The organism is Allobosea sp. 2RAB26, assembly GCF_052115465.1.
Taxonomy (GTDB): domain Bacteria; phylum Pseudomonadota; class Alphaproteobacteria; order Rhizobiales; family Beijerinckiaceae; genus Allobosea.
Genome location: NZ_JBFRGS010000003.1, coordinates 334,207 through 355,937 on the forward strand (window position 1 = coordinate 334,207; position 21,731 = coordinate 355,937).

The following is a 21,731-nucleotide window of genomic DNA, read 5'->3' on the forward strand; positions in this document are numbered from 1 at the left end:
TCAGGACGCCGAGAAGGGTTTGCCGAGACATGCGGGCGCATCGAGCCGGCCCGTCTTGCGACCGAGCGACATCATCGTCAGAACCAGGATTGTCGCAAGATAGGGGGCCATCGCCAGCACCTCCGGCGCGAGCCAGGTGATGCCGGCAGCCTTGGCCTGAAGCTCGAAGGTCATCACCGCGCCGAAGAGATAGGCCCCGAGCAGGAGTCGGCCGGGCTTCCAGGCGGAGAAGACGACGAGCGCGAGCGCGATCCAGCCGCGCCCGGCAGTGAGGCGGTCAGCCCACATCGGCGTCAGCGCCAGCGAGAAATAGGCGCCGCCGAGGCCCGCCAGCGCGCCGCCGAAGGCGATCGCCGCATAGCGGATGCCAATGACGGGATAGCCGATGGCATGGGCCGAGGCGTCATTCTCGCCGACCGCCCGCAGGATCAATCCAGCGCGCGTCCGGCGCAGGAAAATGCTCACGCCGAGAACCAGGGCAAGCGAGAGATAGACGATGATGTCGTGCCCGAAGAGCGCACGCAGCCAGGGATGGCCGGAAAGCGCTTCGGGAAACAGGGGCCCCAGACGATCGATCGTGCGGCCGACAAAGCCGGCGCCGATCAGCGAGGAGGCGCCGACGCCGAAAATCGTCAGCGCCAGGCCCGTCGCGACCTGGTTCGCGGTCAGGCTGAGCGTCAGCACGGCGAAGATCATCGCGGTTGCGATGCCGGCGATCACGGAGGCGATGAGGCCAAGCGCAACGCTGCCGGTGCTGAAGGCGACCGCGAAACCGGCGACGGCCCCGGTCAGCATCATGCCCTCGACACCGAGATTGAGCACGCCCGACTTCTCGACGACGAGCTCGCCGAGCGCCGCGAGCAGGATCGGTGTCGACGCTGCGACGAGCGTCATGATGATCGAGACCAGGATGACGCTGTTCATCGCGGCGCCACTTTCGCCGGCCTTGCCCTGAAGGCGATGCGATAACGGACCAGCACATCGGTCGCGAGCAGGAAGAACAGCAGCATCGCCTGGAACATGCCGGTCGCGGCCTGGGGCAGGCGCACGGTCGTCTGGGCGATCTCGCCGCCGACATAGGTTGCCGCCAGAACGACGCCGCCGAGCACGATGCCCAGCGGGTGCAGGCGGCCGAGGAAGGCGACGATGATGGCGGTGAATCCGTAGCCGACCGGGAACTGCGGGGTAAGCTGGCTGAAGGGGCCTGCAGCCTCGAAAATGCCGGCAAGACCCGCAAGGCCGCCGCCGATCAGCAACGTCACCCAGGTCGTCCGTTCGGCGCTGAAGCCGCCGTGACGCGCCGCAGCCGGTGCGAGCCCGACAACCTTCACCGCATAGCCCGCGGTCGTCTTCTCCAACACCAGCCAGGCAATGACGGCAATGACGAGTGCGAGCGGAATGCCGAGATGGACGAGCGTCTCGGGGATGACGACCGGCAGCGTCTGATCGGCCGTGAACATGCGCGTCTGCGGGAAGTTGAAGCCGTCCGGATCCTTCCATGGACCGCGCACGAGGTAGTACAGCACCTGCACCGCGACATAGGTCAGCATCAGGCTGGTCAGGATTTCGCTGACCTGAAGCCTGACGCGCAGCAGAGCCGGGACCGCAGCCCAGGCCATGCCGCCGAGGATGCCGGCGAGAGCCATGGCCGGCAGGATCCACCAGCCGCTCATCTCATAGGTGGCGAGGGCAACGCCGGTGCCGGCGATGGCGCCCATGATGTACTGGCCCTCGGCGCCGATATTCCAGACATTGGCGCGAAAACCGATGGCGAGGCCGAGCGCGATCATCACCAGCGGCGCCGCCTTGACGCCGAGATCCGGCCAGCGATGCGGCTCGAGGAAGGGTACGAGAAAGAAGTCGAAGACCGCGGTCAGCCCGTCATAACCCATTGCCGTGAAGACCATCGCGCCGGTCGCCATGGTGAGCGCGATCGCGATCAACGGGCTCAGATAGAGCATCGCCCGGCTTGGTTCGCGGCGGCGGCGCCATTCAAGCATGAAGCGGCGCTCCTTCGGGCTGGGCTGCGCCGTGAATGCCGCCCATCATCAGGCCGATCTCGTCGATCGCGAGCTCTGCGACCGGGCGGGGCGGCGAGAGCCGACCCTCGTTGATGACGCTGAGCCGGTCTGCCAGTTCGAGCAGTTCATCGAGGTCTTGCGAGATCACCACGACCGCTGAGCCCTTCGCCGCCAGATCGACCAGCGCCTGCCGGATCGCTGCTGCGGCGCCCGCATCGACCCCCCAGGTCGGCTGCGAGACCACGAGGACACCTGGTTCCTGGCCGATCTCGCGGCCCATGATGAATTTCTGCAGATTGCCGCCGGACAATGAGCGGGCCGGAGAGCCTGGACCGGTGGTGCGCACGTCGAACCGGCCGATGACGGCCTGAGCGAAGCGCCGAACCGCTCCGAGGCGGATGAAGCCGCGAGGTGCCAGTGGCAGCCGGTAGCGCGCCGTCAGGATGGCATTCTCGGCCAGCGAGAAATCCGGCACGGCGGCGTGTCCGTTGCGCTCCTCCGGAACGCAGGCGAGGCCGGCGCTGCGCCTCTCGCCCGCTCCCTCGCTGCCGACGGGCTTGCCGTCGAGCATGATGGCGTTCCGCACCGCACTGAGGCGCTCGCCGGACAGCGCGCCGAGCAGCTCGGCCTGGCCATTGCCGGCGACGCCGGCGATGCCGAGGATCTCGCCGGCCCGTGCCTCGAAACTGATGTCGCGCAGGCTCGTGCCGAAGGGCGGTTCGCCGGGCAGGGAGAGGCCCGACACGATCAGCCGGCGCTTGCCGATCCTGCCGGAATGGGCGTTCTCGATCTGGCGCAATTCGGCGCCGATCATCAGCTCGGCCATGCGCCGCGTCGTCTCCTGCCGCGGGTCGCAGGTTGCGACGACCCGGCCGGCGCGCAGGATCGTGGCGGTGTCGCACAAGGCTTTGATCTCGTGCAGCTTGTGGCTGATGTAGAGGATCGAGCAGCCTTCGGACGCGATCTGCCGCAGGGTCTCGAACAGACGCTCGACTTCTTGCGGTGTCAGGACCGAAGTCGGCTCGTCCATGATCAGGAGCTTCGGCTTCTGCAGCAGGCAGCGGACGATCTCGATGCGCTGCCGCTCGCCGACCGAGAGCGTATGGACCTCGCGCTCGGGATCGAGCGGCAGCGAATAGCTCTGCAGAACTTTGGCGACGCGGGTCTTCAGCTCCTCGCGATCCACGGCCTCGTCGAGGCCGAGTGCGATATTCTCGATCACCGTCATCGCATCGAACAGCGAGAAATGCTGGAAGACCATGCCGATGCCGAGCCGCCGCGCCGCCTTGGGCGAGGGGACCGAAACAGGCCGGCCATCCCAGGAGATGCTGCCCGAATCGGCCTGCTGAACGCCGTAGATGACCTTGACCAGCGTCGACTTGCCCGCTCCGTTCTCGCCGAGCAGGGCGTGGATCTCGCCGGGCTTCACGCTGAAGCTGATGTCGTCATTGGCTTTCACGCCGGGAAAGCTCTTGGAGATGCCCGACAGCACGAGCCGGGGCGGCGTATCCGTCCTGTCATGCGGCGACGCCGTCATCTCCTGCCCTTCTCCCCGGACCTTGTCGGCCCTGCGCCACGCTTTGCCCGGAAGCCAGTTGCTTGGCAAGCAAGCTCCGCACCAGTTCGGCTGCCGTCAAGGCGGCGATGACCTCAGGGCGCTTGTCGTCCACATCATCCCCGCCGATCGGGCAGGTCAGGCGCGCCAGGGCATCGCTTGCAGGGTGCCGGCGGCGGAAGCTGGCAGCGAAGCGTGCGCGCTTCGTCGCCGAGCCTATCATGCCGACATAGGCGGCATCCCCGCGCAGGAGCGCAGCCTCGGTCAGCCGGTAGTCGAGCGCATGGCTGTGCGAAAGGATCACGAAGGCGGTGCCGGGCTGGGCCGATGTGATCGCCTCGGCCGGGTCGTCCAGTCGTAGCGGTGCGACACCAACGGGAAGATCGTGCATCTGGGCTTCGCGGTCGTCGATCAGAATGACCGTCAGCGGCAGGCGCATGAGGGCCTCGGCAAGCGCGCGCCCGGTATGGCCGGCGCCGAGGATGAGGACGGCAGGCTGCGCTGCGCACCTTGCCGCTTCGGCGGCCTGGAGAGTCGCGAGATGGCACGGCCTGGCCCGCTCCAGCACGACACCGACCCGGCCGCCGCAGCACTGGCCCATTTGCGGCCCAAGCGGAATATCGAGGCGTCGCGAGATCTCGCCGCTCGCCAGCATCTCAAGGGCGATGTCGGTGCAGTGGAATTCGAGCTGGCCGCCGCCGATCGTCCCAGAATTGCCCTCGGCGGTGACGACCATCGTCGCGCCGGTTTCGCGTGGGGTCGATCCTTCGGCGCGCTCGATGCTGACAAGGATGGCGCCTTGCTCGAGATGGGCTTCGAGGAAAGTCGCCAGCCCGGTCATGGCGCCGCGCCCCGTGCCTGCTCCCGCATGCGGTCGACCGCATCGAGTACGCGCTCCGGCGTCGCCGGCGCGTCGAGACGGGGACAGAAGCGATGATCGCCGACGCTCGCGACCGCGTCCGACAAGGCGTGGAGCACGCTGATCGCCAACATCAGCGGCGGCTCTCCGACCGCCTTGGAGCGGTGGATCGTCGGCTCGCGATTGGGGGCGTTCTCGAGCAGGTCGACATTGAAGATGCGCGGCCGGTCGGAGGCGACGGGGATCTTGTAGGTCGAGGGCGCATGGGTCTTGAGCCGGCCTTTGTCGTCCCACCAGAGTTCCTCGGTGGTAAGCCAGCCCATGCCCTGCACGAAGCCGCCCTCGATCTGGCCCTTGTCGATCGCCGGGTTCAGCGACGTGCCGCAATCATGCAGGATGTCGACCCGCTCGACCTTGTATTCGCCGGTGAGCGTGTCGATCGCGACTTCGGCCGCAGCAGCGCCGTAGGCGAAATAATAGAACGGGTGGCCACGCCCGGCCTTGCGATCCCAATGGATCTTCGGCGTCGCGTAGAAGCCGGTCGCCGAGAGCTGGACGCGGGCCATGTAGGCTGCCGCGACGAATTCGGCGAAACTCATCTCCTGCGTGCCGATCCTGATCCGGCCCGGCAGGAAGGCAATCTCCTCGGCTGAAACCTCCCAGCGCTTCGACGCGAAGGCGATGAGCCGCGCCTTGATCGTCTCGCAGGCATCGAGCGCGGCCATGCCGTTGAGATCGGAGCCGGAGGAGGCGGCTGTCGCCGAGGTGTTCGGCACCTTGCCGGTGGTCGTCGCGGTGATCTTGATCCGGTCGAGGCCGATCCCGAAAGCCTGCGCCACGACCTGCGCCACCTTCACATAGAGGCCCTGGCCCATCTCGGTGCCGCCATGGTTCAGCGCCACCGTGCCGTCCGTGTAGACATGCACCAGGGCGCCTGCCTGATTGTACCAGGTCGCGGTGAAGGAGATGCCGAACTTGACCGGGGTCAGCGCGATGCCACGCTTGATGACCGGGCTCTTGCGGTTGGCCTCACGGATCCCCGCCTGGCGCGCGCGGTAATCGCAACGCCGTTCAAGTTCGGCGATCACGTCGCCGGCGATATTGTCCTCGACCTGCTGGTGATAGGGCGTGATGTCGCGACCGACCGCGCCATAGAGATTGCGCCTGCGGATCTCGAGCGGGTCGAGCCCGGTCGCGAAAGCAACCTCCTCGATGAAGCGTTCCGCTCCGACCATGCCCTGGGGGCCGCCGAAGCCGCGAAAGGCCGTGTTCGAAACGGTGTTGGTCCGCAGGGGCTGCGAACGTCCGCGCACCGCCGGGTAGAAATAGCAATTGTCCATGTGGAACAGCGCGCGGTCGGTGACCGGGCCCGAGAGATCGGCGTTCCAGCCGCAGCGCGCCGCATAGACCGCGTCCACCGCGTGAATATGCCCCTCGTCATCGAAGCCGATCTCGTAATCGACCACGAAATCATGGCGTTTGCCGGTGATGACCATGTCGTCGTCGCGGTCGGGCCGGTGCTTTACCGGGCGCTTCAGCTTGCGGGCAGCGAGCGCGGCGACGCAGGCGAAGAGATTGGCCTGCGTCTCCTTGCCGCCAAAGCCGCCGCCCATGCGCCGGACCTCGATGGTGACGGCGTGGGAGCCGACGGCGAGCACCTGCGCGACCATGTGCTGGACTTCGCTCGGATGCTGCGTCGAGGACAGCACCAGCATGTCTTCGTCCTCGCCGGGGATGGCGAGCGCGATCTGGCTCTCCAGATAGAAATGATCCTGCCCGCCGATCTCCATCGACCCCTTGAGCCGGCGCGGGCTGGCAGCAAGCGCTTCCGCGACATCGCCGCGCTCCAGCTTCAGCGGGTCGGTGACAAGCTCGCCGCCGGCCGCGCGGGCCGCTGCGACATCCAGCAGCGGAGCGGCTTCCTCATAGGCCGCCTTGGCCAGCGCGGCGGCGCGGCGCGCCAGATCCCGGGTTTCCGCGATAACCGCGAAAAGCGGTTGGCCGTGATGCAGGATATTCTGCGTCGTGAAGACAGGCTCGTCATGTCGATGCGTCGAGCTGATGTCGTTCGCGCCCGGAATATCCTCGGCCGTCAACACGGTGAGAACGCCGGGGGCCGTGCGCACGGCCGCGAGGTCGAGCGATATCAGCCGCCCATGCGCGACCTGGGAAAGGCCGAGATAGGCATGCGCAAGGCCGGCCGGCTCGGCGATATCGTCGATATAGAGGGCTTCACCCGCGACATGCTTGGCGGCGGAATCATGATTGCTGGTCCGGCCGAGCGGCCCGGCCACGACCTCGGTCTCAAGCCGTTTGCGCGCGTCAGCCATGGGCAGCCTCCGCAAGCAGGCCCGCGACGCGCGTGTCGACGTCAAGCGCCGTCGTTTCGATCAGGAACCGGCGCAGGAGATTGCCGGCCACCTTCAGCCGGTACGCCGCCGAGGCGCGCATGTCGGTCAGCGGTGTGAAATCCCGGGGCAGGGCGGCGATGGCGGCAGCGACCGCAGCCTCGTCCCAATCCCTCCCGAGCAGCGCGGCTTCCGCGGCGGCGGCCCGTTTCGGGATACCGGCCATGCCGCCATAGGCGAGCCGTGCCTCGCTCACCCGATTGGCTTCGTCGAGATGCAGCAGGAAGGCGCCGCACACCGCCGAGATATCCTCGTCGAAGCGCTTTGAGATCTTCGAAATGTGGAACAGAGCGTCATTCTGCAGTTTCGGCACCAGCACGGCCTCGACGAATTCGCCTGGCTTCCGGTCCTGGCTGCGATAGTCGAGGAAGAAGGCTTCGAGCGGCAGCGCGCGTCGCTCGCTGCCGCGCCGCAGCACCAGAGTTGCGCCAAGCGCAATCAACGCTGGCGGCAGATCGCCGATCGGTGAGCCATTGGCGATATTGCCGCCGATCGTCCCGGCATTGCGCACCTGCTCGCCGCCGAAGCGGCGCATCAGCTCGTCGAGTTGCGGCGAGAGCGCCGCGAGTGCCGTGCGGACATCGATATGGTTCGCCATGGCGCCGATGCGCAGATGATCGCCCTCGTCGCTGACTGCACGCAGGTCCTCGACACGGCCGAGATGGATGATGGTTTGCGGCTGCTGCATCCCCTTGGTGATCCAGAGACCGACATCGGTCGCGCCGGCGACGAGAACGGCCTCGGGATGGGAGATGACGAGATCGGCGAGGGCGTCTGTTGTCGCCGGCGACAGGAAGCGTCGCGCGCCATGGGCGAGTGCCAGCGTTTCCTGATCCACAAAAGCATGCAGCCGGGCGGCGATGCCGGGCGCCGAAAGCGCGAAGCGATCCTGCTTCCGGTCGGTGTGTTCGTAGAGGCGACGGGCCGCGGTAATGATCGGCTCGTAGCCGGTACAGCGGCAGAGATTGCCCGCGAGCGCGTCCTCGATTCGCCCCAGCTCCGGCGCCGGCTCGTTCAGCCAGAGCGCAAGGAGCGACATCACGAAGCCCGGCGTGCAGAAGCCGCATTGCGAGCCGTGGCAATCGACCATCGCCTGCTGCACCGGGTGCAGGCGTCCGTCCGCGCCCTTCAGGTGCTCGATGGTGAGCAGATGGCAGCCATCGAGCGTCGGCAGGAAGCGGATGCAGGCGTTGATCGCCTCATAGCGCAATCGGCCGCCGTCGAGGCGCCCGACGACGACGGTGCAGGCTCCGCAATCGCCTTCGGCGCAGCCTTCCTTCGTGCCGGTCCGGCGGCGCTCGAGGCGCAGCCAGTCGAGCAGCGTCTGGGTCGGATCGCTGGACGCGATCTCGACCAGCTCATCGCCGTAGAGGAAGCGCACTATCTCACGCATGGCGGCCCGGCCGCTCACAGATCCAAATCATGCCTCCAGATTAGGCATGTTCGACGCTTGGCCGAAAGCTTTGATTTGGTGCAGATATGACGTGATTTTGAGCCGGAGCACGAGCCCGTGAACGAAGACCGTCGCCTTCGCGCCCTGCGTGGCCGCCTGCTCTGGTTCGTCGGCGATCCCGAGACCTCCGGCGACGCGGCGCATCGCTTCATCGGGGATGGCCTGGTCGTCATCGCCGACGGACTGATCAAGGCCGTCGGCGCCGCATCGGAGCTGCTGCCGACGCTGCCGGAAGAGGCGGAAATCGTCGATCACCGGCCGAACCTGATCATGCCGGGCTTCATCGACGCGCATCTGCACATGCCGCAAACCCAGGTGATCGCCTCCTATGGGGCGCCGCTGATGGAGTGGCTGAACAAATACACCTTCGTCGAGGAGCAGAAGCTGGCACAGCAGGGACATCCGGAGAAGCTGACGCGGTTCCTGCTGGACGAGCTGCTGGCGAGCGGCACCACCACGGCGGCCGTCTACTGCTCCGTTCACCGTCAATCGGCCGAAGCCTTCTTCGCCGAATCGGAGCGCCGCAACACGCGGATGATTGCCGGAAAGGTGATGATGGACCGCAACGCCCCAGCGGCGCTGACCGATACGGCCGAGAGCAGCTATGCCGACAGCAAGGCCCTGATCGAGCGCTGGCACGGCCGGGGACGCCAGCTCTATGCGATCACGCCGCGCTTTGCGGTGACCTCGACACCAGAGCAGCTGGCCGCTGCCGGGCGGCTCGCCTCTGAACATCCGGACTGCTTCGTCCAGACCCATATCAATGAGAACCAGGCCGAGATCTCATTGGCCTGCCAGCTCTATCCGAATGCCGATGATTATGCCGGCATCTACCGGGATTACGGCCTGCTCGGCCGCCAGAGCCTGATGGGCCACTGCATCCACATGACCAAGCACGAATGGCGTGCCTTTGCCGAGGCCGGAGCTGTCGCCGTGTTCTGTCCGACCTCGAACCTCTTCCTCGGTTCAGGTCTGTTCGACTGGGCCCGGGCGAAGCGAGAAGGCGTACGGGTTGCGGTCGCGACCGATATCGGTGGCGGCACCAGCTATTCGATGCTGCGGACCATGGCCGAGGCCTACAAGGTGCTGCAGCTGCAGGGCCAGTCGCTTTCGGCGTTTGCGGCGCTCCATGCCATCACGCGCGGCAATGCGGTGGCGTTGGGGCTCGATCATCTCATCGGCTCGCTCGAGCCCGGCCGTGAGGCGGATGTCGTGGTGCTCGACCCGGCTGCGACGCGGGCCATGGCGCACCGGTTGGAAACGGCGCGCGATCTCGCCGAGGAACTCTTCGTGCTCGTCACGCTGGGTGACGAGCGCAATGTCGCCGCGACCTATGTCGCGGGGGAGCGTGTGGGCGATCAGCCCAGCACGCCGCCCTTCCTGGCGAAGTCGATATAAATCTCGCGCAGGCGGATCGCGGTTGGGCCCGGCGCGCCATTGTGGATCGTATGGCCGTCGATCGAGACCACCGGCATCACGAAGCTGTTGGCCGAGGTGATGAAGGCCTCCTCGGCGTCGAGCGCCTCATCCAGCGTGAACGTGCGTTCCTCGAAGGTGAAGCCGGTTTCGGCGAGGAAAGCCAGAACAGCCTTGCGGGTGATGCCCGGCAGGACCTTGTTCGAGAGCGGCCGCGAGATCAGCGTCTTGCCCTTGACGATCCAGGCGGTCGAGGACGCACCTTCGGTGACGACGCCATCTTCCACCAGCCAGGCTTCCTGCGCGCCGCTTTCGGCGGCGAACTGCTTGGCCAGCACCGGCCCGAGCAGGTTGACGCTCTTGATGTCCCGGCGGGCCCAGCGCAGGTCCGGGCAGGAGACGACCTTGATGCCGGTCTTGGCGGCGGGGGCCTCGCTCAGGTTGCGGGCCTGCGAGAACATCACCAGGGTCGGCGCCACATCCTTCGGGAAGGCGAAGTCACGGTCGGCAGCGCCGCGCGAGACCTGGAGATAGATACCGCCCTCGTCGATGTTGTTGAGCTTGATCAGCTCCTCATGGATGGCGGTCAGTTCGGCGCGCGACCAGGGCAGGGCGAGCCGGATTTCCCCGCAGGAGCGCTCCAGACGGGCAAGATGCGCGTCGCAGTCGACCAGCTTGCCGCCGAGCACCGCCGAGACCTCGTAGATGCCGTCGCCGAAGATGAAGCCGCGGTCGAAAATCGAGATCCTGGCCTCTTCCTCGGGCAGGTACTCACCATTCACATAGACAATACGGCTCATCGGCTTCGGTCTCGTGGTTGAAGGAACGTCGGCATTGGTAGCGGAGGCGCGGGCGGGAGGCGAGTGCCAAAGCCGGCTTGCAGATCGGCGTCGGGCGCAACACTGCCGCGCCGAACGGACAAGGACCGCCACGGCTACCGGGCCGGACCGGATATCTTCCGTTTACGCCTTGAGCGCGGCCGCGATCAGCCTCTGCGTGTAGCCCTCTCGCGGTGCGGCGAAAATCGCCTCGGTTGGTCCGCTTTCGACGACGCTGCCATCCTTCATCACCATGATCGTGTCGGCCATGGCGCGGACCACGGCGAGGTCGTGGCTGATGAAGAGATAGGAGAGGTCGTGGCGGGCCTGGAGGTCCTTGAGCAACGCCACGATGCTCTTCTGCACGGTACGATCGAGCGCCGAGGTCGGCTCGTCCAGTACGACCAGCGCCGGGTGCAGGATCATCGCGCGCGCGATCGCGATGCGTTGGCGCTGGCCGCCCGAGAATTCGTGCGGATAGCGGTTGCGCAGGCGCGGATCGAGCGAGACCTCCTCCAGGGCCTGCGCCGCGCGCATGTCGCGTTCGGCGCGCGTCAGATGGGGCGCGTGGACCAGCAGCCCTTCGCTGACGATCTCGCCTACGGTGAGCCGCGGCGAGAGCGAGCCGAACGGGTCCTGGAAGACGACCTGCAGGCTCTTGCGCAGGGGCCGCATCTGCGAGCGATCGAGCGGCGCCAGCGCCCGGTCCTCGAACCGGATCTGCCCGCTGGCCGGCACGAGCCTGAGGAGCGCCTTTCCCAGCGTCGACTTTCCCGAGCCGGACTCCCCGACGATGCCGATGGTCTGGCCGCGCTGCAGGGTCAGATCGACACCGTCGACGGCGTGGAGCAAGGCGTTCCTGCGCTTGAGAAAGCCACGACCGAGATCGTAGCTGACGCGCAGGTCACGGGCCTCGAGCAGGATCGGGGCGCCCTTCGGCGCAGGTTTCTTATGGCCTGCGGGCTCTGCCGAGAGCAGCAGCTTGGTATAGGGATGGCTCGGTGCTGCGAAGAGGACCTCAGTGGTTCCGCTCTCCACCACTTCGCCAGACTTCATCACATAGACGCGCTCTGCATATTTCCGCACCAGCCCGAGATCGTGGCTGATCAGGACGACGGCCATGCCGAGCCGCTTTCTGAGATCGGCGATCAGCGCCAGGATCTCGGCCTCGATGGTGACGTCGAGCGCTGTCGTGGGTTCGTCGGCAATCAGGATATCGGGATCATTGGCCAGCGCCATCGCGATCATGACGCGCTGGCGCTGCCCGCCTGAGAGCTCGTGCGGATAGGCATCGAGCCGTTCCTGCGGCCGGGGAATCTGGACGAGTTTCAGGAGTTCGAGCGCCCGCGCCCGCGCGGCGCTGCGTGACAATCCCTGGTGCTTGCGCAGAGGCGCGGCCATCTGGCTGCCTATCCGGAACAGCGGATCGAGCGATGTCATGGGCTCCTGGAAAATCATCGCGAGCTTCCGGCCGCGATAGGCATTGAGTTGCTTGGGTTTCAGCCCGAGCAGCTCCGTGCCGCGATAGCGGATCGAGCCTTCCACCTCGCCATTCCCAGCGAGCAGGCCCATCGCGGCCATCACTGTCTGGCTTTTGCCGGAACCGGATTCGCCGACGATGGCGACGAATTCGCCGGCTCCGACAGCGATATCGACGCCGTTCACCGCATCGAGCAGCCCATCATTGGTCCGGAAGCGCACGCGCAGGTCGCGGATGTCGAGGATCGGAGCGTCCCCCATCTCAGCGATCCCTGGGATCGAGCGCGTCGCGCAGGCCATCGCCGAGGAAGTTCAGCGCGAACAGCGTGGTCACCAGGAAGCTCGCCGGGAAGATCAGCATCCACGGCGCGCCCTGGATCGAGCGGGCGCCGTCCGAGATCAGCACGCCCCAGCTCGTCATCGGCTCCTRCACGCCAAGGCCGAGGAAGGAGAGAAAGCTCTCGAGCAGGATGATCTTCGGCACCAGCAGCGTGACATAGATGATAACCGGGCCAAGCGTGTTGGGAATGACATGGCGCCTCAGGATGCCGCCGGTCGTGACGCCGAGCGCCTCGGCCGCCAGCACATATTCCTGTCGCTTGATCGAAAGTGTCTGTCCGCGAACGATCCGGGCCATGTCGAGCCATTCGATCGCGCCGACGGCAAGGAACATCAGGATGAAATTCCGGCCGAAGAAGACGACCAGCAGGATGACGAAGAAGATGAAGGGCAGCGAATAGAGCACGTCGACGATGCGCATCATCAGCATGTCGATGCGTCCGCCGAGATAGCCTGCTGTGGCGCCGTAGCTGACGCCGATCACGAGCGCGACACCCGTCGCGAGCAGTCCGATCGCCAGCGAGACCCGCCCGGCGATCAGCGTGCGGGTCAGCAGGTCGCGGCCATTGGCATCGGTGCCGAACCAGAAGCGCTGCCGCTTGATCGGCACTTCCAGAGCGAGCCTGCGGCCATCTTCCTCATTGGCCAGGATCTTCGGTGTGCCGAACTGGTCTGAGCGATCGAAATAGACGAGAAGCCGCTGATCGATCGGGCGCTGTGACGTCAGCGTCAGGCGCACGCTATCCTGGCCTACAGCGATATCGCTCGCCGTCGCCCGGACGCGCGAGGCGATGCGCTGCACGGCGGCTGGTATCGCCTCGGCCTTGGGATAGCTGTCGATGCTGGCGGGCACACGGACATAGTCCTGGTAGACCCGATCATGCGGATGCCCGGTCATCAACGGGCCGATCAGGCAGGCCAGCGTCATCAGCGCCAGCACGATCAGGCTCGCGACCGCTGCGCGGTTGCGCATCAGGCGGATGCGCGCATCCTGCCAGAGCGAGCGCCCGGTGACGGGCAGGGGGGCAAGCGTGATCTCGCTCATGCGCTCACTCCAGCCTGACGCGCGGATCGAGCAGCGCATAGACAACGTCGACGACGAGATTGAAGACCAGCACGAAGATCGCCACGACAACGACCGTGCCCATCACCAGGGTGTAGTCGCGGTTGAGCGCACCCTCGACGAAATAGCGGCCGATCCCGGGAACGGCGAAGATGCTCTCGACCACGACCGAGCCCGTCAGCAAGGCCGCGGCGGCCGGCCCGAGATAGGAGACGACGGGCAGGGCCGCGCCGCGCAGCGCATGCAGTGCGACCGTCACGCTGGAAAGCCCTTGTGCCCGCAAGGTGCGGATATGGTTGGCGCGCAGGGTCTCGATCATCGCCGCGCGGGTCATCCGCGCGATCACCGCGATCTGCGGCAGCGCCAAAGTCACGATCGGCAGGATAGTGTTGCGGACCGCACCGCCATTCCAGCCACCGACCGGCAACCAGGCCAGCATCAGCCCGAAGACGATCTGCAGCACGGGCGCGACCACGAAATTGGGAATGGTGATGCCGGCAGTGGCAAAACCCATCACCGCATGGTCGGCATGCTCGTTCTGGCGGAAGGCTGCGAGCACGCCGAGCGGGCCGCCGATCAGCAGGGCAAGAGCGAGTGCCGATGCGCCCAGCCGCATCGAGACCGGCAGCCCCTGCGCGAAGAGCTCGGCGATAGAGAAGTCGCGGAAGTAGAAGGAAGGGCCGAAATCACCCCTGATCAAAGCCGCGAGATAGGTCAGATATTGCTGATAGAGCGGCCGGTCGAGCTGATAGATCCGGCGCAGGTTCTCCATCACCTTCGCTTCCAGCGGCTGTTCGAGGTCGAACGGCCCGCCCGGTGCGACGCGCATCAGGAAGAAGGAAATCGTCACGATCACGAACAGGGTCGGGATCGCGATGGCGAGGCGACGCAGGATGAAGGAGAGCATTCCGAATGAACCGGGCCGTCTGCGGTGTCATGACCGGGCAGGCCCGGCCATGACACGCGGGTTTCTTACGGCTTCAGGCTCATGAAGCGTGTCGGCAGCGCGCCGCGCAGATTCTGCTGGAAGCCGACGAGCTTGGGCGAGACCAGGTTCTTCGACGAATAGAACATCACCGGAATCCACGGCACCTCGGCAGCCAGGATCGCGTCGGCCTCGCGCAGGATCGCGGCGCGCTTGGTCAGGTCGATCTCGTCGGCGGCCTTGGCCAGCAAGCCGTCGAAGGTCGGGTTGTTGTACTTGCCGGAATTGAACCCCTTGTTGTCGCTGAGGAACAGAAACAGGAAGTTCTGCGGGTCCGAAAAATCGCCGATCCAGCCATAGCGGGCGATGTCGAAATCGCCACCGTCACGCAGAAGGGCGAAATGGGTCTTGCCGTCGGTGTTGATGAAGCTGGTCTCGACGCCGAGTGCCTTCCACTGCTCGGCAATGGCGATGACGGTGCGTCGGTTGTTGTCGGTCGTGTTGTAGCGGAGCTGTATCTTCAAGGGCATGCCGGGCCCGAAGCCCGCATCCTTGAGCAACTGCTTGGCCTTCTCCTCGCGGTCGAGCGGCGAGGCGTTCTTGAAGTCGGCTTCGGCGGCCGTGCCGTAATTGCCGATATTCGGCGGAATGACGCCATAGGCCGGCAGCATCGTGCCACCCCAGATCTCGTCGGCGATGAACTCACGGTCGAGCACCATGGACAGGGCCTGGCGGACGCGGACATCGTCGAAGGGCTTCTTCGAGCTGTTGATGATGAGAAAATAGGTGCCGAGATAGGGCGCGATCTTGACCTGATCGCCCAGTTTTTCGCGCAGCTGCTTGATCTGGTCGGCGGGGATGTCGGTCGTCATATGCAGTTCGCCGGCCTGGAAGCGCCGGGCGGCGGCGGCGAGGTCCGGCGACGGATAATAGATCACCGTATCGATCTTGACGTTGGCCGCGTCGTGGAAGGCCTTGTTCTTTTCAAGCTTGATATGGGAGTTCGGCACGAACTCCTTGAGCACATAGGCGCCGTTCGAAACCCAGTTCTCCGGCTTGACGAAATCGCTACCGAATTTCTCGACTGAGGCCGGATGGACCGGAAGTCCGGTCTGGTGCGTCAGCAATTCGAGAAAATACGGGGTCGATCGCTCCAGCTTGATCTCGAGCGTCGTGTCATTGACGGCCGTTACACCCAGATCGGCAAGCTTCGCGCCCCCGTCGCTCTTGTTGATCTTCTCCGCGTTCAGGATCGGATAGAGAATGTTCGCGTATTTCGCCCCCGTCTCGGGATTGACCATCCGCCGCAGCGAGAAGACGAAATCCGAGGCCTTCACCGCGTCCCCGTTCGACCATTTCGCATTGGGGCGCAGCTTGAACGTATAGGTCTTGCCGTCCGGGCTGATCGTCCAGCTTTCGGCCACGCCGGGCACGACGGTGCCGTTGATGTGGTGGATGACGAGCCCTTCGGAGAGATCACGCAGCAGATGCGCTTCCGACACGGTCGAGGTCTTATGCGCGTCGAGCGTCTCGGGATCGGAGTCGTTGCCGCGATGGAAGGTGACCTGGGCTTGTGCGACCGTGGTGGTGGCGAGCGCCAGAGCCGCGGCAATGGCGAGCGGCGCCGCGCGGCGCGTGATCCTGAACATGACGAAACTCCCCTGAGGGCAGGTCTTCCTGCCTGTTCCTGACATGACCGGGAGAGTAGAGCGCGCTGCTCGCGCGCTGCCAAGCAGGAAAAAAACTTGCAGGCAGGAAAAGTCTTGATCCCCGTTTTCGTTTACGGGGCGCCGCCGGAGGGCAGCATGAACGTGTCGTTCTCGAAGGCGATCACGCAATCGCCAGCGGCCTTGGCGCAATCGTTCAGCGTCGCTTCCTTGGCGCGATCGAGCGTCTGGGAGCCAAAGGTGTAGCGGAAATGCTTGCGTGACCGGCTGAGCGCCATCGCCTTCTCGCCGGGCGCTGCAAAATACTGCTCGAATGCGGCGGCGCGTGCCGTCAGCCCCAGCTTGGCAAAGAGCTCCCTTGCCTGGGCAGGCGACCAGGTCGGCAGCTTCCAGGCACGCAGCGACGCGTCCACCTCGCGCAGCCAGAAGAACCGGGCCTGTCCGTGACGGAAGATCAGGTGACCAGTGGGCCGGACTTCGGGCAGCTCGACGAAGCGGATATCGCCGCCGGCATCGCGTGCGGCGCCGCGCATGCGGTCGACGAGCGCGGGCGGAAACAGCTCGTCGTTTTTCGCATAGATCCAGAGCTGTGGTGGCGCGCCGGGCACCTGCCAGCCCTTGACGATGCCGACCAGCGCATCGCGCGCCTTGTCGACACAGCTGTCGATATTCAGGCCGCCGGCGACATTGACGATGCCGCGCAAGCCCGCTGGTTTGCGCTGGGCGAGCGCCAGGACCGCCGCGCCTCCCGCCGATTCTCCGACCGCAATGGCGCGCGCCGGGTCGACATCGTCGCGCTGTTGCAGCACCCGCAGGGCGGCTTCGAGTTCGCTGGCATCCGCCTCGAATCGGCTGGTGAAATCGAGATCGGCGCAGGAGGTCGAGGCCGGGAAGGGCCCGTCCGACTGGCCGAAGCCACGACGCATGACGACGGCAGCGAGCCAGCCACGCCGGGCAAAATCCCGGGCGACGGTGGCGTAGGACGCCGCCCGCAAATCGCCCATGCTGACGCTGCTCGAGGATTTGCCATGAGTGATCAGCGCCAGCGGGAGGCGACCCTCAGCACGCTCCGGCCTGACGATCAGCGCCTCGAGCCTGATGTCACGCCCGTCGAGCTTGATCCGGAGGAAGGTGCTCTCCTCGCGCAGGGGCTCCTGCGCGCTGGCCGCTGCCGCGGCCAGGATCGGAAGCATGACAGCCGCGAGCCGCAGCAGCATCCTGGTGATGCGCATGGCCTGTTCCCCGCAATCCCGGTCCGCCGGAGCACCGCAGAATGGCAGGAAACGGCGCCGCTGCAACGCCTCCTGACTAGGCTGGCGAAGCCGCAGCGCGTTCCTGCGCCTCGACCACGGCCACGGCCGTCATGTTGACGACGCCGCGTGCCGTCACCGAACCGGTCAGGATATGCACCGGCTTGGCCGCTCCGATCAGGATCGGGCCGACCGGGAGCGCATCCGCCAGCACCTTGGCGAACTGGTAGGCGATGTTGGCGGCGTCGAGATTCGGGAAGATCAGCACATTGGCGACGCCCTTGAGATGCGAGGAGGGCAGCACCCTGTCGCGCACCATCGGCAGGAGGGCGGTGTCGGCCTCCATCTCACCGTCGCATTCGAGTTCCGGCGCGCGCTCGCGGATCAGGCAGACCGCCTTGCGCATCTTCAGCGAGGAGGGGGTGTCGGCCGCGCCGAAATCCGAATGCGAGAGCAGGGCGATCTTGGGCGTGATGCCGAAGCGCGAGACATGGCTCGCCGCGATCACCGCCATGTCGGCGATCTCCTCGGCGGTCGGATCATGCTTCACATGGGTGTCGGCCAGGAAGAAGGCGCCCTTGTTGGTGATGATCAGCGTCATCGCCGAGATGTCACGTGCGCCGGGCGCAAGCCCGATGATGTCCTTGATGTGCCGCAGCCGCGACAGGAAGCGCCCTTCCAGGCCGGTGATCATGGCATCGGCCTCGCCGCGCATCACCGAGAGTGCCGCGATCACCGTGTTGTTGGTGCGCACCAGCACGCGTGCGGCCTCCGGCGTGATGCCCCGCCGGCCGGCGATCTCGAGATAGGTCTGCACGTAGTCGCGATAACGCGGATCATCCTCGGGGTTGATCACCTCGCAATCGATGCCTGGCCGGATCGTCAGGCCGAAGCGCTTCACCCGGGTTTCGATGACGCTCGGGCGGCCGATCAGGATCGGCACGGCCATGCCTTCCTCCAGCGCCACTTGAGCGGCGCGCAGCACGCGCTCATCCTCGCCTTCGGCGTAGATGACGCGCTTGGGGTCGGCCTTCGCCTGCGCAAAGAGCGGCTTCATGATGAAGCCGGAACGGAAGACGAAGCGCGACAGGTCCTCGCGATAGGCCTCGATATCGGCCAGCGGCTTGCGTGCGACGCCGGTATCCATCGCAGCCTGCGCGACTGCCGGGGCAATACGCAGGATCAGGCGCGGATCGAACGGATTCGGGATCAGCGAGGTCGCGCCGAATGTCTGCGATTCGCCGCCATAGGCGCGCGCCGCGATGTCGGACGTGGCCTCCCGCGCCAGCGATGCAATCGCGCGCACGGCGGCGAGCTTCATCGCTTCGTTGATCGTCGTGGCGTGCACATCGAGCGCGCCGCGGAAGATGTAGGGGAAGCACAGGACGTTGTTGACCTGGTTCGGATAGTCCGAGCGGCCGGTGCAGATCATCGCGTCAGGACGTGCGGCAAGCGCATCCTCCGGCGTAATCTCCGGGTTCGGGTTGGCCAGCGCCAGGATCAGCGGACTCGCCGCCATGCGCTTGGCCATCTCGGGCTTCAGAACGCCGGCGGCAGACAGGCCGAGGAAGACATCGGCGTCGCCGATCACGTCGCTGAGCGTCCGCGCATCGGTCTCCTGCGCATAGACCTCCTTCCAGCGGTCCATCAGCGTGTTGCGGCCCTTGTGGACCACGCCTTCAAGGTCGGTGACCCAGATATTCCGGCGCTTGGCCCCGAGCTCGACCAGAAGGTTGAGGCAGGCAAGCGCGGCTGCGCCGGCGCCGGAGACGACGATCTTGACGTCGCCGATCTGTTTTCCCGCGAGATCGAGCCCGTTCAGGATCGCGGCGCTGACGATGATCGCGGTGCCGTGCTGATCGTCATGGAAGACCGGGATGTTCATCCGGGCCTTGAGCTGCTCCTCGATCTCGAAGCATTCGGGACCCTTGATGTCCTCGAGGTTGATGCCGCCGAAGGTCGGTTCCAGCGCCGCAACGACATCGACGAATTTCTCGATGTTCTTCTGGTCGACCTCGATGTCGAAGCAGTCGATCCCGGCGAATTTCTTGAACAGGACCGCCTTGCCCTCCATCACCGGCTTGGAGGCGAGCGGGCCGATATCGCCGAGGCCGAGAACGGCCGTGCCGTTGGTGATGACCGCGACGAGGTTCTGGCGCGAGGTCAGTTCGGCGGCTTCCGCGGGGTCGTCGACGATCGCCTCGCAGGCGGCAGCCACACCGGGAGAATAGGCGAGCGCCAGGTCGCGCTGGTTGCCGAGAGGCTTCGTTGCCTGGATCTCGAGCTTACCGGGCCGGGGCAGGCGGTGGTAGACGAGCGCGCCCGAGCGAAGATCCGTCGACAAGGTGCTTTTCATCGTCCTGCGTTCCTGGCTCCACGGCCCAAGGCCAAATCAGCTTGGAGGTCGCCCGGAAACGCGGTGCCGTCAAGCGTGCCGGGGGCAACAATCATTCAACCGAAACGACAGGATCGCTTCAGGCCGCCATCGCTCCGACGCCGCCGTCATGCAAGTGACAGGCCGCGACATGGCCGGACGCGATCGTTTTCAGCTCCGGCCGCTCCGCCTTGCAGCGCGGCCCGGCATGCGGACAGCGCGGGTGGAAATGGCAACCTGATGGCGGGTGCAGCGGCGAGGGGATCTCGCCGCTGACCGGCGCAAAACGCTTCTTGCGAGCCGTGATCGTCGGCACATTGGCGAGGAGTGCCTGGGCATAGGGGTGCTGCGGCCCCTTGAAGAGGGCGGCGGAGGGCGCGGCCTCGACGACACGGCCGAGATACATGATCACGACCCGGTCCGAGAGGTGCCGGACGACGCCGAGGTCGTGGCTGATGAAGAGGTAGGTCAGGTTGAGTTCGTCGCGCAGCTTCATGAAAAGATTCAGGACCTGGGCCTGAATCGAGACATCGAGAGCAGCCACGCTTTCGTCGCAGACGAGGAATTCCGGCTTCACCGCCAGTGCTCTCGCGATGCCGATGCGGGCACGTTGGCCGCCCGAGAACTGGTGCGGATAGCGCCGCTTGTAGGTCGGGTCGAGGCCGACGCGATTGAGAATATCGTCGACATAATCCGCCTGGCCGGCGCGTGTCGTCAGCCCGTGCACGACGGGCGCTTCGCCGACGATGTCGCTGACCCGCATACGCGGGTTGAGCGAGGACATCGGGTCCTGGAAGATCATCTGGATGGCCAGCGTCGCAGCGTGGCGCTCCTCGGTGCCCATCTCGTCGGTATAGCGCCCGCGCCAGCTCACGCGGCCGGCGCTCGCCTTGTGAATCCCCGCGACGACCCGTCCGAGCGTTGATTTGCCGCAGCCGGATTCGCCGACCAGCCCGACGACCTCGCCGGCCCGGATCGAGAGATCGACGCTGTCGACCGCGTGCACGACCTCTTCGGTATTGCCGGCGCCGAACCAGTTCGCGAATTTCGCGGCCGCGTCGAGCGGTTTGGCGAAGCGCTTCGAGACGCTTTCGAGGGTGAGGATCGGTGTATCGTTCATGCCGCAACCCCGGTTCCGCTCAGGGGATGATGACAGCGCACGCCGCGCTCGCCGGGGAAAGCCGTCGTGGCTGGCGCGATCGTGAGGCAGTCGCCCTGAGCGTAGTCGCAGCGTGGGGCAAAGGCGCAGCCCTGCGGCAGGCGAGCGAGCGAAGGCGTCGAGCCCCTGATCTGGCGCAGCATCTCACCAGGTTCCCCCTCGCTCGGCAGCGAGCCGAGCAGGCCGGCGGTATAGGGGTGCAAGGGCGTGTCGAGCACGGGATCGACCGCGCCCGCCTCGACGATGCGGCCGGCATACATCACCGCGATCCGGTCGGCGAGCCCGGCGACGACGCCGAGGTCATGGGTGATCCAGACCAGGGCAGTCCCGGTTTCGGCACAGAGGGATTGCATCTCGGCAAGGATCTGGCTCTGGATGGTGACGTCGAGCGCGGTGGTCGGCTCGTCGCAAATGATCAGCGGTGGACGATGCAGCAGCGCGATCGCGATCGCGACACGCTGGCGCATGCCGCCCGAGAACTGGTGCGGATAGGCATTCAACCGCTCTTCGGGCGAGGGGATGCCGACCTTGGCGAGGGCATCCCGGGCGCGGGCCCGCGCTGCCTTGTGCGAGACCTTCTCGTGGGCGGTGACGGCTTCGATCATTTGCGTGTCGATGCGCAGGACCGGGTTCAGCGTCATCATCGGATCCTGGAAGATCATCGCGACCTCGCGACCGCGGACCTTCCGGAATTCGTCCTCCCCGAGGCCGACGAGCTCCTTGCCGTTGAGCTTGATCGAGCCCTCGACAATGCGGCCGGGGGGATCGATCAGCCCCATGATCGAGAAGCCGGTGACCGATTTGCCCGAGCCGGATTCGCCGACCAGGCCGAGCACTTCCCCGCGACGGACATGGAACGAGACCCCGTCGACCGATTTCACCGTGCCGGCGCGGGTGAAGAAATGGGTCTTGAGATCGCTGACCTGGAGCACGTGATCGCTCATG

At 66.0% G+C, this 21,731-nt stretch carries 16 protein-coding genes; 1 reads left to right on the forward strand and 15 read right to left on the reverse strand.

Annotated elements, in window-relative coordinates:
• Genes AB4118_RS07285 through xdhA form a run of 6 tightly spaced genes read right to left on the reverse strand, consistent with a single transcriptional unit; the run spans window position 1 to window position 8,236 of the window.
• Window positions 1-924, reverse strand: coding sequence for an ABC transporter permease (locus AB4118_RS07285; protein ID WP_441489106.1), 924 nt, complete (start codon window positions 922-924; stop codon window positions 1-3).
• Window positions 921-2,000, reverse strand: a complete 1,080-nt coding sequence (locus tag AB4118_RS07290) for an ABC transporter permease (protein ID WP_441489107.1) — start codon at window positions 1,998-2,000, stop codon at window positions 921-923. Before AB4118_RS07290 ends, AB4118_RS07285 begins: the two co-directional genes overlap by 4 nt.
• Window positions 1,993-3,558, reverse strand: coding sequence for an ABC transporter ATP-binding protein (locus AB4118_RS07295; protein WP_441489108.1), 1,566 nt, complete (start codon window positions 3,556-3,558; stop codon window positions 1,993-1,995). The genes AB4118_RS07290 and AB4118_RS07295 overlap by 8 nt, the downstream gene beginning before the upstream one ends.
• On the reverse strand, window positions 3,539-4,417 hold the full coding sequence (gene xdhC / locus AB4118_RS07300) for a xanthine dehydrogenase accessory protein XdhC (RefSeq protein ID WP_441489109.1): 879 nt from the start codon (window positions 4,415-4,417) through the stop codon (window positions 3,539-3,541). The genes AB4118_RS07295 and xdhC overlap by 20 nt, the downstream gene beginning before the upstream one ends.
• Window positions 4,414-6,765, reverse strand: coding sequence for a xanthine dehydrogenase molybdopterin binding subunit (gene xdhB, locus AB4118_RS07305; protein ID WP_441489110.1), 2,352 nt, complete (start codon window positions 6,763-6,765; stop codon window positions 4,414-4,416). The genes xdhC and xdhB overlap by 4 nt, the downstream gene beginning before the upstream one ends.
• The gene (gene xdhA / locus AB4118_RS07310) at window positions 6,758-8,236 is read right to left on the reverse strand and encodes a xanthine dehydrogenase small subunit (RefSeq protein WP_441489111.1); all 1,479 of its coding nucleotides are present in this window, start codon (window positions 8,234-8,236) and stop codon (window positions 6,758-6,760) included. Before xdhA ends, xdhB begins: the two co-directional genes overlap by 8 nt.
• A 117-nt stretch (window positions 8,237-8,353) precedes the next feature.
• Between xdhA and guaD the strand changes: the two genes are divergently transcribed.
• Window positions 8,354-9,694, forward strand: coding sequence for a guanine deaminase (gene guaD / locus AB4118_RS07315; RefSeq protein WP_441489112.1), 1,341 nt, complete (start codon window positions 8,354-8,356; stop codon window positions 9,692-9,694).
• Here guaD and AB4118_RS07320 read toward each other — a convergent pair.
• The 9 genes from AB4118_RS07320 to AB4118_RS07360 all read right to left on the reverse strand — a co-directional run bounded on the left by AB4118_RS07320 (window position 9,655) and on the right by AB4118_RS07360 (window position 21,730).
• Window positions 9,655-10,512, reverse strand: coding sequence for a D-amino-acid transaminase (locus tag AB4118_RS07320; protein WP_069877297.1), 858 nt, complete (start codon window positions 10,510-10,512; stop codon window positions 9,655-9,657). The genes guaD and AB4118_RS07320 overlap by 40 nt on opposite strands.
• A gap of 162 nt (window positions 10,513-10,674) precedes the next feature.
• Complete coding sequence (locus tag AB4118_RS07325) at window positions 10,675-12,270, reverse strand: ABC transporter ATP-binding protein (RefSeq protein WP_441489113.1); 1,596 nt, start codon at window positions 12,268-12,270, stop codon at window positions 10,675-10,677.
• A gap of 1 nt (window position 12,271) precedes the next feature.
• Entirely contained in the window at window positions 12,272-13,393 is a 1,122-nt protein-coding gene (locus AB4118_RS07330; protein WP_441489114.1) for an ABC transporter permease subunit, read from the reverse strand.
• Between the two features lie 4 nt (window positions 13,394-13,397).
• The gene (locus tag AB4118_RS07335; protein ID WP_441489115.1) at window positions 13,398-14,318 is read right to left on the reverse strand and encodes an ABC transporter permease subunit; all 921 of its coding nucleotides are present in this window, start codon (window positions 14,316-14,318) and stop codon (window positions 13,398-13,400) included.
• 65 nt (window positions 14,319-14,383) lie between these two features.
• The gene (locus AB4118_RS07340; RefSeq protein ID WP_441489116.1) at window positions 14,384-15,985 is read right to left on the reverse strand and encodes a peptide ABC transporter substrate-binding protein; all 1,602 of its coding nucleotides are present in this window, start codon (window positions 15,983-15,985) and stop codon (window positions 14,384-14,386) included.
• A gap of 131 nt (window positions 15,986-16,116) precedes the next feature.
• Complete coding sequence (locus tag AB4118_RS07345; protein ID WP_441489117.1) at window positions 16,117-17,235, reverse strand: alpha/beta hydrolase family protein; 1,119 nt, start codon at window positions 17,233-17,235, stop codon at window positions 16,117-16,119.
• 76 nt (window positions 17,236-17,311) lie between these two features.
• Window positions 17,312-19,609 (reverse strand): NADP-dependent malic enzyme, encoded by a 2,298-nt coding sequence (locus tag AB4118_RS07350; protein ID WP_441489118.1) that lies wholly within the window; start codon window positions 19,607-19,609, stop codon window positions 17,312-17,314.
• A gap of 118 nt (window positions 19,610-19,727) precedes the next feature.
• On the reverse strand, window positions 19,728-20,747 hold the full coding sequence (locus tag AB4118_RS07355; RefSeq protein WP_441489119.1) for an ABC transporter ATP-binding protein: 1,020 nt from the start codon (window positions 20,745-20,747) through the stop codon (window positions 19,728-19,730).
• Window positions 20,744-21,730 carry an ABC transporter ATP-binding protein gene (locus tag AB4118_RS07360; RefSeq protein WP_441489120.1) on the reverse strand — a complete coding sequence of 329 codons (987 nt, stop codon included), beginning with the start codon at window positions 21,728-21,730 and terminating at the stop codon, window positions 20,744-20,746. Before AB4118_RS07360 ends, AB4118_RS07355 begins: the two co-directional genes overlap by 4 nt.
• Between the last annotated feature and the right edge of the window lies 1 nt (window position 21,731).